Consider the following 11,089-nt stretch of genomic DNA (forward strand, 5'->3'; position numbering starts at 1 on the left):
GGTCGGGGATCGTGCCCGCCACGGCTTCCGGGCGGCGGTATCGGGATGAGCTGGGGCGGTTGAACGCGGGGTTCGGGGCGGAGTGTGAGGCGGTGGTGCTGGTTGTCGCGGGGCAGGCGGTGGTTTTGCGGGGGTGACGGGTTCTTTTGCTGCGGGTCGGTGGGGGTTGGTCGCACCCACGCGGCGGAGCCGCACATCGATGCCGCCCCGCGCTCCCGGAGGGGCGCTCAGGGCACCCGGCATGCGATCAGAAGCCGTGTCTTGGCCAGGCGGTCCAGGACTGGGTGGTTCGATCGGACGAGTACGCAGCCCCGGGACTCCAACTCCGTGCGCACGCTTGCACAGTGGGGACCCGGGGCCGCCACGACCAGGAGGCCGTGCGGGCGGAGCGCGGTGACGGCCGTGCGGAGTTCCTCCCTCGAAGCCGGGGCGCGCCGCATCGTCACCACGTCGTAGCGGGATCTGACGGCCCTTGCGATGTGAGGGTGGGTCAGGGGGCCCACGTAGGCCTGCTCCACTCGTTCCGCCGCCTGGGCGTGTGCGACCCGGGGTGTCGGGTCCGTGCCGTCGAAGGACGTGTAGGGGAAAAGGCGTCGGGCGGTTCCGGGGAAGTCCGCGTCGCCCGTGGCCACATCCAGCCAGCTCTCCGGTTCGGGGAGGAGTCTGAGGACCGCTCGGGCCGTACCGAGGTGGCGGCGTTGTTGGTCCAGGTCGCTGAGGAGACGCACCGAAATAGCCACAAAAGGGAACATAAGGTGTACGGCTGTGGTGGGCAACGACGTGGGATGCGCGTGATGGCGATGTGGCGCCGTCCTGTTCGATCGGTGCCGGTACTGTTCGGCGAATGAGCTCGCTTAATCTCGACGACTTCACCGATCTGATCGAGCGCCCCGACGGCGGGGTGCGCCGCGACGCCGAGGCGCGCCGGGAGCGTCAGATCGTGCCGCCCGGGTCGCTGGGCCGCCTCGACGACCTGGGTGAGTGGCTGTCCGCGGCGCAGTCCGCGGTACCGGTGCGGCCGATCGAACGGCCCCGGGTGGTGCTCTTCGCTGGTGACCACGGGGTCGCCGAGCTGGGTGTCTCGGCGCGACGCCCGGGCGGCGCCGGCGAGTTGGTGCGCGAGGTGCTGGAGGGCGGCCGTCCGGTGTCGGTGCTGGCGCGGCGGCTCGGGGTGCCGGTGCGGGTCGTCGACATGTCTCTGGACTGCGACCCGGACTCGCTTCCGGACGAGGTCGTGCGGCACCGGGTGCGGCGCGGCAGCGGGCGGATCGACATCGAGGACGCGCTCAGCCTGGAGGAGGCGGAGGCGGCGTTCCGGGCGGGGGTCGACGTCGCCGACGAGGAGGCCGACTCGGGTACGGATCTGGTGGTGCTCGGCGATGTGAGCGTGGGCGGGACGACGGTGGCGGGCGTGCTGATCGCCGCGTTGTGCGGGACCGACGCCTCCGTGGTGACCGGGCGGGGCGGGCTCGCGATCGACGACCTGGCGTGGATGCGCAAGTGCGCGGCCATCCGGGACGCGTTGCGGCGGGCCCGGCCGGTGCTCGGGGACCAGCTTCAGCTGCTGGCGAGCGTGGGCGGGGCCGACATCGCCGCGATGACGGGCTTTCTGCTGCAGAGCGCCGTGCGCAAGACGCCGGTGATCCTCGACGGGGTCGTGGTGTCCGCCTGCGCGCTGGTGGCCCAGCGGATCGCGTTCCGGGCGCCGGACTGGTGGCTGGCGGCGCACGACAGCGGGGAGCCGGGTCAGGCGAAGGCGCTGGACCGGATGGCGTTGGAGCCGCTGCTGACCCAGGGGGTGACGGTCGGCGAGGGCGCGGGCGCGCTGCTCGCGCTGCCGCTGGTACAGGCCGCGGCGGCGCTGTCCGCGGAGTTGCCGGAGAAGCCCGAGGTTCCCGAGGAGGACGAGAAAACCGCGGAAGTCGAGAAGGAAGCGACGGAATAGGCGGCGCGACAGCCGAAAGTCGGCCGCACGGCAGACCAAAGATGGACGGGTTCGGCCGGGCATCCCCCATATGATCCTCATCCATGGGAGATGCCCGAAATGCCTCGCGTCGATCCGCCGCTTTCGCAGTCTGGTACCTGCGGGCCGTCGCGTTCGTCAATTTCCTCAGTGCCGTCTGGGTCTCCCTGGGGCAGGACGTGCGGCGGCACAACCAGGAGAACTTCTTCACGCCGTACCTGCTGACCGCCGGCTTCGCGTCGGGGGTGTTCACCGCCTTCCTCGCCATCACCATGCGCCGCCGCAAGCGCGCCGCCTGGATCCTCAACCTCGCGCTGGCCGGCCCCTTCCTCGGGCTGTTCGCCTTCGCGATGGCGTTCCCGGAGATCCGCCAGTACGCCCAGAACTGGATCTCCCTCGGCCTCACCGCGGTCTTCGTCGCCGCGCTGCTGGTGGGCCGCAGGGAGTTCTACGCCAAGGGCGACCGGTCGAACCCGAAGCTCGCCGCCGCCGTCGCGGTCGGTGGCACGCTGGCCGCCTCGCTGCTCGCCGGCCTGCTGGTCACGGTCACCAACCAGGCGCCGGACGCGTCGAGTTCGACGTTCCTTGAGCGCTGGCGCTACGGCACCTTCCGGCTGGTCTCGGTCGCCGTCGACGAGTCCCGCTTCCCCGGCATCGACGCGCCGAACTGGGTCAACGTCGCCATCAACGTGCTCAGCACCCTGCTCGTCCTCGCCGTCCTCTACGCAGCCTTCCGCTCCCGGCGGGCCGTCGACCCGATCACCGAGGACGACGAGAAGCGGCTGCGGGCGCTGCTGGAACGGCACGGGGAGCGCGACTCGCTCGGCTACTTCGCGCTGCGCCGGGAGAAGAGCGTGGTGTGGTCGCCGACCGGGAAGGCGGCGGTCGCCTACCGGGTGGTGGGAGGCGTCTCGCTGGCCTCCGGTGATCCGCTCGGGGATCCGGAGGCCTGGCCGGGCGCCATCGAGCCGTGGCTCGCCGAGGCCCGGGCGCACGGGTGGATCCCGGCCGTGATGGGGGCGAGCGAGGAGGCGGGCACGGTGTACGCGCGCCACGGGATGGACGCCCTGGAACTGGGTGACGAGGCGATCGTGGACGTCGCCGAGTTCACCCTGGAGGGGCGGGCCATGCGGACCGTGCGGCAGGCCTACAACCGCGTGAAGCGGGCCGGGTACGGGGTGCGTGTACGGCGGCACGAGGACATCCCGGCCGACGAGATGACGTACCTGCTGAAGCGGGCGGACGACTGGCGGGACGGGGCGACCGAGCGCGGGTTCAGCATGGCGCTGGGGCGGCTCGGGGACCCGGAGGACGGGCAGTGCGTGATGCTGGAGTGCACGGACGCGCGGGGTGAGCTCAAGGCGCTGCTGTCCTTCGTGCCGTGGGGGCCGCACGGGCTCTCGCTGGACCTGATGCGCCGGGACCGCGACTCGGACAACGGGCTCATGGAGTTCATGGTGCTGGAACTGCTGCGCCGTGCCGGGGATATCGGGATCACCCAGGTTTCGCTCAACTTCGCCATGTTCCGTTCGGTCTTCGAACGTGGGGCGCGTCTCGGGGCCGGGCCGGTGCTGAGGCTGTGGCGCTCGCTGCTCAGCTTCTTCTCCCGCTGGTGGCAGATCGAGTCGCTGTACCGCGCCAACGCCAAGTACCGGCCCATCTGGGAGCCACGCTTCCTGCTCTTCGAGAAGAGCGCCGACCTCCCACGCATCGGCCTCGCGTCGGCGCACGCGGAGGGGTTCCTGGAGGCACCGGGGCTGCCGAAGTGGCTGCATCGGCGGCACCTGGAGACCCACCGGTAGGAGCGGCAGCGACAGCACGACGGACGAGGACCGGATGAGGACCTGATGAGGACCGGCCGGATGAACAGGCTCGCCCGCTGGGCCCGTGCCGAATGGGGGCTCGTGTACGTCACCGTGCGCGAGCCGCTGGTCGAGCGGCGCCTGCGGGCGGTCCCGATGACGCTCGCGGCGGTGGCGCTGACGGCGGCCGTGCAGATCGTGCAGAACCAGTCCTGGGGGTACGGGTTCGTGCAGGACGTCGGCGGGGTGCGGGCCGAGGACCCGCTGTGGCTGGCCCTGCTGCGCACGCCGCTCTCCCTGTTCGTGCCCGCGCTGGACCTGCCGGTGTGGGGCGCGCTCCTGCAGGTCCTGTTCGTCTTCGGGATCGCGGAGATCTGCCTCGGCCGGCTGCGCACGCTGGTCATCGCCTACACCGCGACGCTGGCCGGCACCCTGTACGCGCGTCTGGGCATCGTGCTGGGCTTCGACAGCCTCTTCGGCCTGCCTTCGTCGGACGCCCGGGTGGTCGACACCGGTCCGTCGGCGGCCGTGGTGGGTCTGGCCGTCTTCCTCGGCTGGCGTTACGGCGCGTATGTGACGGCGGGCGCGGTGACCGCGGCGATGGCGGTCGAGGTGGCGTTGAAGGGCAACCTGGCCGGCAAGGAGCACCTCGCGGCGATCGCGGCGGTGGCCGCCCTGATCACCCTCTCGGCACTCCGCCGACGCCGCCGCCGACCGCTCACTGATTCGGTCCCGGGCCACTCCCTGATCCCGTCCACAGCCCCACGCCGGGAACCCCACCCGCGGCGGTCACGGCGTTAGGTGCCTGTTGCGAAAGTCCCGCCGTCCGCCCGGAGGGCGGGCCCTGCGGCGTCATGGGGGTCCCCCGCGCGAGGTTGTTCGAGCGTGGGGGAGCGTGCTCTCGGCGTGCCGGGTGCAAGCCCTCGTACTGGATGTACTTGGGGTTGTGCCCGGTGCGGCGAGTGGGGGCGCCCCCTCTGGGGGAGCGTGCCGGGCGTCGCGGGGCAGGCGGGACTTTCGCAACGGGCCCTAGGCGCACTGGCCGGGGAGTTCCCCCGACCCACGCGAAGAAGCCACCGGCCGGGGTAGCGCCAACCCGCCGGTCGGAGGTGCCGGCGGTCACGGCACACCTCAGGGCCGGGCAGGAACCCGGCGAGCGAGAGCTCGGGCCGGCGGCCGTGTCAGTGGTGGTCGAGGGCGCGGGTCGGGACCGGGTCGGGTTTGCCGCCGATCCAGTCCTGGAGTCTGCGGCGGGGGCCGAACCAGCGGCGGTCGCGGTGGTAGGCGCGCAGGACGGCCTTGGCGCGGGCGCGCGGGCGGCGCCGGTAGAAGCGGCGGGCCCAGGGCGAGCCGGGGCGGGCGAGCCGGACCAGGCCGATGAGGCCGACCAGCGGGACGATCACGCTGAAGATCGCCATCCGTGGCTTGCCCTTGGTCAGGACGAGCAGGGAGAAGGCGAAGTTGACCACGACCGTCGAGATCACGCTGCCCCGGTCCTGGAGTTCGGTCTGGCTCATGTCGTTGACGCCGAACGGCGCGAACCCGGCGAGGAGCAGCCCGACCAGGGCCGCCGTGAGGACGACGACCTCGACACTGCGGCGGCCCTGCTCGGACCAGTAGACGTCGTCGAGATGGACGATCAGCGCGAACTCGTCCAGGACCAGCCCCGCTCCCATCCCGAACAGCACCGCGCACACGGCGGCCCCGAAACCGTGCCGGTCACTGGCCACCGCCCCGAACCCGCCCACCACGGTGAGCACGACGCCGGGCACCACGTGGTGGATGTGCAGTCCGCCCGCCTTGACGTTCCCGAAGGGCCCCTTGCCCGCCCGGATGAGCCGGGTGATGAGCCGGGTGACGAAGAACGTCAGCACGAACGAGGTCAGGGCGAGCAGCAGCGGCAGCTTGCCCGGCTCGACGATGTTGCGCTGCAGCCAATGTCCCATATGCGCACTTTAGCGACGGCCGCCGCAGGCCTCCTCCCGACCGCCGGGTAACCTGCGCCGGTGCCCGAACCCTCCAAGACGCCCTGGCCGGACGGCCTCCGCTTCGCCTTCGGCACGCTGACCGTGCTGCCCGTGAAGGTGACCCGCTGGGACCGGGACGCGGCACGTGCCGGCATGCTGTGCGCCCCGGCCGCCGGGCTGGTCGTCGGCGGCTGCGCGGCCCTGGCCGGCGTACTGCTGCTGGCGCTGGGCGCGGGCGCGCTGCTCGCCGCCGTCGCCTCCGCCGCCGTGCCCGCCGTCCTCACCCGGGGTCTGCACCTGGACGGCCTCGCGGACACCGCGGACGGGCTGGGCAGCGGGAAGCCCGCCGAGGACGCGCTGCGGATCATGAAGCAGTCCGACATCGGCCCGTTCGGGGTCATCACCCTGGTCTTCGTGCTGCTGGCCCAGGTGGCCGCGCTGGCGCAGGCGTACGGCGGCTCATGGGGGCGGGGCGCGCTGGCCGCCGTCGTCTCGGCGACCGCGGCCCGGCTCGCCCTCACCCTGGCCGCGCGGGAGGGCGTGCCCGCCGCGCGGCCGGAGGGGCTGGGCGCGGCGGTCGCGGGAGTGGTTCCGGTGCGGGGCGCGGTGGCCGCGGCGGTCGCGGTGACCGGGCTCGCGGTGTGCGCCGGCGCGCTGCTGGGGACGTACGACATGGTCCGGACGGCGGTGGCGGTGCTCGCCGCCGTCGCCGTCGCCGAACTCCTCCTGCGCCACTGCACCCGCCGCTTCGGCGGGGTGACAGGCGATGTGTTCGGAGGGCTCGCGGAGACGGCGGCGACGGTGTCGCTGGTGGTGCTGTCGCTGGGGCGTTAGGGCCTGTCGTCGCCGGTCAGCAGGGGCGGCGCCAGGCGTCCAGGTCGTACTTCTTGAGCATCGAGCTGAACCTCAGGCGCCGGGTCTCGGGGCAGAAGCGGCTCGTCGGGAGTTCGTACTCCACGTGGAAGACGGCCTTGTCCGCGGCGATGAAGGGTTTCATGGCGGCGCACTCGCCGTACTGCGCGCACTGTTCGTTGACCGCGAAGTCGAAGTCCTCGACGAGGGCCGGGATCTGGTCGAGGTCGTTCTTCAGGCCGACGGCCATGCCCCGGTCGTGGGCGAGCCGGGCGACGAGCCGGTTGTAGCGGAGCTGGTCGGCGGCCTTGAGGGGGAAGCCGGTGCTGTTCTTGTAGCCGTCCATGTTGTCCGGCTCCACCGCGTCGAAGCCCTTCTTGCGGCACATGTCGAGGCGGGCCGCCATCAGCGGTTCGAGGACGTCCGTCCTGCGGATGTCGAGCCAGCGCTCGCCCTTCCAGCCGTTGGACCTGCCGATCACCGACTCGGGGAACTTCTTCGCGTCGGGCCGCCAGTCCTCCCAGGCTCCGGTCGAGATGTAGCAGATGACCTTGCGGCCCTCGTCGTGCAGCGCGCTCACCGTGGCCCGGGACTGGTCGAAGCCGTCGACATCGTAGACGGGCACGTCGACGGAGGTGTCGAGCCGGCCGTTGAGCTGCCACTGCCAGGCCACCCCGGGGCGCGGCTGCCAACGCCCGCCGGAGGCACCGGAGTCGGAGTCCTGGGCGGAGTCGGTCGCGGCGCCGCAGCCCGTCAGCAGGAGAAGGGCGGCGAGCAGGAGTATCGGGCGTTTCACGGTGGGGCTCCAGAGGTGGGGAGGGTCGCCCGAGGATGATCTCCGATCCCAGGTGAACACGTCCTCAGGAATGAGTGAACGCACGCACGCGCGTAGGCTCAGCGGCAGTGTTCGCCGCACCGGGGAAGGCCCCGCGGAAACCGCACCCTCAGGTCGCATCTAGGGTCGGCTGTCGGGCCCGGTCGACCCACACCGATCGACCACAGGAACCTCACATTCGGAAGCGAGATTTCACCACCGTGACTGCTCTCACTCTCAGCACCGCCGCGGCGCCCGGCCTGCGGGCCGACGCGATCGTGATCGGTGTCGCCAAGGGCGCGAAGAACCCGGTCGTCGCGCCGGGCGCCGAGGCCGTCGACAAGGCCTACGGCGGCAGCCTCGCCGGCGTCCTGGAAACCCTCGGTGCCTCCGGCGCCGAGGGCGAGGTGACGAAGCTGCCCGCGCCCTCCGGCTTCAAGGCCCCGCTCGTGCTGGCGGTCGGCCTGGGCGCCGAGCCCGAGAAGGACGCCGGTTACGCCGCCGAGTCCCTGCGCAAGGCCGCCGGCGCCGCCGCCCGCGCCCTCACCGGCACCAAGAAGGCCGCCTTCGCCCTGCCCGTCACCGACGCCGCCGATGTCGGCGCGATCGGCGAGGGCGTGCTGCTGGGCGCGTACTCCTTCGACGTCTACAAGGAGAACGGCAAGGACCCGAAGGAGAGGAACGGCAAGGCGCCGCTCGCCGAGGCCGCGCTGCTCGGCGCCAGGCCCCGGGACAAGGAGCACAAGGCCGCCGTCGAGCGGGCCGTCGCCGTCGCCGAGGAGCTCAACCGCGCGCGCGACCTCATCAACACCCCGCCGAACGACCTGAACCCCGAGGCGTTCGCGGCGATCGCCTCGGCCGCGGCCAAGGAGCACGGCATCAAGGTGCAGGTGCTCGACGTGAAGGCCCTGGAGAAGGGCGGCTACGGCGGCATCCTCGGCGTCGGCGCGGGATCGGCGTCGGGGCCGCGGCTGGTGAAGCTGTCGTACACCTCCTCCAAGGCGAAGAAGCACCTCGCGTTCGTCGGCAAGGGCATCACCTACGACTCGGGCGGCATCTCGCTGAAGCCGGCCGGGCACAACGAGACGATGAAGTGCGACATGAGCGGTGCCGCCGCGGTCTTCGCGGCCGTGGTCGCCGCCGCGCGTCTCGGCCTGGAGGTGAACGTCACCGGGTGGCTGGCGCTCGCCGAGAACATGCCCTCCGGGTCCGCCACGCGCCCCGGTGACGTGCTGCGCATGTACAGCGGCAAGACCGTCGAGGTGCTCAACACCGACGCCGAGGGCCGGCTGGTGCTGGCGGACGCGCTGTGGGCCGCCTCGCAGGAGAAGCCGGACGCCATCGTCGACGTCGCGACCCTGACCGGCGCGATGATGCTGGCGCTGGGCAGCCGGACGTTCGGGATCATGGCGAACGACGACGCGTTCCGCTCCGCCGTGCACGAGGCCGCCGAGGAGGTCGGCGAGCCGGCCTGGCCGATGCCGCTGCCGGAGCACCTGCGCAAGGGCATGGACTCCCCCACCGCCGACATCGCCAACATGGGCGAGCGGATGGGCGGCGGCCTGGTCGCCGGTCTCTTCCTGCGCGAGTTCGTGGGCGAGGGCATCACCTGGGCCCACCTGGACATCGCGGGCCCGGCCTTCAACGAGGGCGGCCCCTTCGGGTACACCCCCAAGGGCGGTACGGGTACGGCGGTACGGACGCTGGTGCGGCTGGCGGAGCTGACCGCCGCCGGTGACCTGGGCTGATATCGACCCGGTCGAGGGGGCTCCGCACGCGGGTAGCGCGGAGCCCCCTTTTCCGTGAGCGCTCGACTGAACGTGGGACGTCTCACACCCCGGCCCGGCGTCTCGTTCACCCCTGACAAGTGCGAAGATGGGCCACGGCAGGACAGGGCCCCACCACAGGGCCGAAGACAAGAGCGGCCGGACACCAGCCGCCGACCGGTCACCGCTGACCGGCGTGGCGCACATGCATGGAGGACGTGACGTGGCGAACGACGCCAGCACCGTTTTCGACCTAGTGATCCTCGGCGGTGGTAGTGGCGGTTACGCCGCGGCCCTGCGCGGGGCGCAGCTGGGCCTGGACGTCGCCCTGATCGAGAAGGACAAGGTCGGCGGTACCTGCCTGCACCGGGGATGCATCCCCACCAAGGCCCTGCTGCACGCGGGCGAGATCGCCGACCAGGCCCGCGAGAGCGAGCAGTTCGGCGTGAAGGCCTCCTTCGAGGGCATCGACATCGCGGGGGTCCACAAGTACAAGGACGGCGTGATCTCCGGCCTGTACAAGGGCCTGCAGGGTCTCGTCGCCTCCCGGAAGGTGACGTACATCGAGGGCGAGGGGCGTCTGTCCTCCCCCACCTCGGTCGACGTCAACGGACAGCGCGTCCAGGGCCGTCACGTCCTGCTGGCGACCGGCTCCGTGCCGAAGTCGCTGCCGGGCCTGGAGATCGACGGCAACCGGATCATCTCCTCCGACCACGCCCTCGTCCTGGACCGCGTGCCGAAGTCCGCGATCATCCTCGGCGGCGGTGTCATCGGCGTCGAGTTCGCCTCCGCCTGGAAGTCCTTCGGTGCGGACGTCACCGTCATCGAGGGCCTCAAGCACCTCGTCCCGGTCGAGGACGAGAACTCCTCGAAGCTTCTCGAGCGCGCGTTCCGCAAGCGCGGGATCAAGTTCAACCTGGGCACCTTCTTCCAGAAGGCCGAGTACACCCAGGACGGTGTCAAGGTCACCCTCGCCGACGGCAAGGAGTTCGAGGCCGAGATCCTGCTGGTCGCCGTCGGCCGCGGCCCGGTCTCGCAGGGCCTGGGCTACGAGGAGCAGGGTGTCGCCATGGACCGCGGCTACGTCCTGGTCGACGAGTACATGCGCACCAACGTCCCGACCATCTCCGCCGTCGGTGACCTCGTCCCGACGCTCCAGCTCGCGCACGTCGGCTTCGCCGAGGGCATCCTGGTGGCGGAGCGTCTGGCCGGTCTGAAGACCGTCCCGATCGACTACGACGGCGTCCCCCGGGTCACGTACTGCCACCCGGAGGTCGCCTCCGTGGGCATCACCGAGGCCAAGGCCAAGGAGATCTACGGTGCGGACAAGGTCGTCGCTCTGAAGTACAACCTCGCGGGCAACGGCAGGAGCAAGATCCTGAACACCTCGGGCGAGATCAAGCTCGTCCAGGTCAAGGACGGCGCCGTGGTCGGCGTCCACATGGTCGGCGACCGCATGGGCGAGCAGGTCGGCGAGGCCCAGCTGATCTACAACTGGGAGGCGCTGCCCGCGGAGGTCGCCCAGCTCATCCACGCCCACCCGACGCAGAACGAGGCGCTCGGCGAGGCCCACCTGGCCCTGGCCGGCAAGCCGCTGCACGCGCACGACTGACCCTCGGTCGACGAACGCGACGACTCAGACTTCCGCAATTCGTAAGGAGCAACCGAAACCATGGCGGTTTCCGTAACCCTTCCGGCGCTCGGCGAGAGCGTCACCGAGGGCACTGTCACCCGCTGGCTGAAGGCCGAGGGCGAGCGCGTCGAGGCCGACGAGCCGCTGCTCGAGGTCTCGACCGACAAGGTCGACACCGAGATCCCCTCGCCCGCCGCCGGTGTCCTCGCCTCCATCAAGGTCGCCGAGGACGAGACCGTTGAGGTCGGCGCCGAGCTGGCCGTCATCGACGACGGCAGCGGCGCCCCCGCGG

The 11,089-nt window shown here is 71.6% G+C and carries 11 protein-coding genes; 8 read left to right on the forward strand and 3 right to left on the reverse strand.

The features are described from left to right. A partial coding sequence (locus GRC12_RS35610; RefSeq protein ID WP_208784152.1) for a bifunctional adenosylcobinamide kinase/adenosylcobinamide-phosphate guanylyltransferase occupies positions 1–137 on the forward strand: 137 nt, incomplete at its 5' end. Positions 138–227: 90 nt separating this feature from the next. Here the strand turns inward: GRC12_RS35610 and GRC12_RS35615 are convergent. Further along, positions 228–740, reverse strand: a complete 513-nt coding sequence (locus GRC12_RS35615) for a hypothetical protein (RefSeq protein ID WP_308286712.1) — start codon at positions 738–740, stop codon at positions 228–230. 104 nt (positions 741–844) lie between these two features. On the opposite strand from GRC12_RS35615, the gene cobT reads away from it, so the two are divergent. The 3 genes from cobT (at position 845) to GRC12_RS35630 (ending at position 4,566) form a co-directional block, all read left to right on the forward strand. Next, complete coding sequence (gene cobT / locus GRC12_RS35620; RefSeq protein ID WP_208784144.1) at positions 845–1,945, forward strand: nicotinate-nucleotide--dimethylbenzimidazole phosphoribosyltransferase; 1,101 nt, start codon at positions 845–847, stop codon at positions 1,943–1,945. A gap of 83 nt (positions 1,946–2,028) precedes the next feature. Further along, positions 2,029–3,765, forward strand: coding sequence for a phosphatidylglycerol lysyltransferase domain-containing protein (locus tag GRC12_RS35625; protein ID WP_208784145.1), 1,737 nt, complete (start codon positions 2,029–2,031; stop codon positions 3,763–3,765). A gap of 60 nt (positions 3,766–3,825) precedes the next feature. Beyond that, positions 3,826–4,566: a hypothetical protein gene (locus GRC12_RS35630; RefSeq protein WP_244374284.1), complete on the forward strand. Its 741-nt coding sequence runs from the start codon at positions 3,826–3,828 to the stop codon at positions 4,564–4,566. A 380-nt stretch (positions 4,567–4,946) separates the two neighbouring features. Here GRC12_RS35630 and GRC12_RS35635 read toward each other — a convergent pair whose 3' ends face one another. Next, entirely contained in the window at positions 4,947–5,711 is a 765-nt protein-coding gene (locus GRC12_RS35635; RefSeq protein WP_208784146.1) for a hypothetical protein, read from the reverse strand. Between the two features lie 60 nt (positions 5,712–5,771). On the opposite strand from GRC12_RS35635, the gene GRC12_RS35640 reads away from it, so the two are divergent. Then, on the forward strand, positions 5,772–6,566 hold the full coding sequence (locus tag GRC12_RS35640; RefSeq protein WP_208784147.1) for an adenosylcobinamide-GDP ribazoletransferase: 795 nt from the start codon (positions 5,772–5,774) through the stop codon (positions 6,564–6,566). 16 nt (positions 6,567–6,582) lie between these two features. On the opposite strand, the gene GRC12_RS35645 is transcribed toward GRC12_RS35640, so the two are convergent. Next, positions 6,583–7,380, reverse strand: a complete 798-nt coding sequence (locus GRC12_RS35645) for an endo alpha-1,4 polygalactosaminidase (protein WP_208784148.1) — start codon at positions 7,378–7,380, stop codon at positions 6,583–6,585. Between the two features lie 239 nt (positions 7,381–7,619). Here GRC12_RS35645 and GRC12_RS35650 point away from each other — a divergent pair, with 239 nt between their 5' ends. From GRC12_RS35650 to GRC12_RS35660, 3 genes are all read left to right on the forward strand, one after another. Then, positions 7,620–9,146, forward strand: a complete 1,527-nt coding sequence (locus tag GRC12_RS35650; protein WP_208784150.1) for a leucyl aminopeptidase — start codon at positions 7,620–7,622, stop codon at positions 9,144–9,146. A gap of 241 nt (positions 9,147–9,387) precedes the next feature. After that, positions 9,388–10,776, forward strand: coding sequence for a dihydrolipoyl dehydrogenase (lpdA, locus tag GRC12_RS35655; RefSeq protein WP_165954800.1), 1,389 nt, complete (start codon positions 9,388–9,390; stop codon positions 10,774–10,776). 60 nt (positions 10,777–10,836) lie between these two features. Further along, positions 10,837–11,089 (forward strand): biotin/lipoyl-containing protein (locus GRC12_RS35660; protein ID WP_308286713.1); only part of this gene is annotated, 253 nt, incomplete at its 3' end.

The sequence above is a fragment of the Streptomyces griseorubiginosus genome, from assembly GCF_017614965.1.
Lineage (GTDB): Bacteria > Actinomycetota > Actinomycetes > Streptomycetales > Streptomycetaceae > Streptomyces > Streptomyces griseorubiginosus_B.

Bases quoted from the DNA above. Each gene is read 5' to 3' on its own strand.
- cobT (WP_208784144.1), top strand. From the start codon at position 845: ATGAGCTCGCTTAATCTCGACGACTTCACCGATCTGATCGAGCGCCCC.
- GRC12_RS35625 (WP_208784145.1), top strand. From the start codon at position 2,029: ATGGGAGATGCCCGAAATGCCTCGCGTCGATCCGCCGCTTTCGCAGTC.
- GRC12_RS35630 (WP_244374284.1), top strand. From the start codon at position 3,826: ATGAACAGGCTCGCCCGCTGGGCCCGTGCCGAATGGGGGCTCGTGTAC.
- GRC12_RS35635 (WP_208784146.1), bottom strand. From the start codon at position 5,711: ATGGGACATTGGCTGCAGCGCAACATCGTCGAGCCGGGCAAGCTGCCG.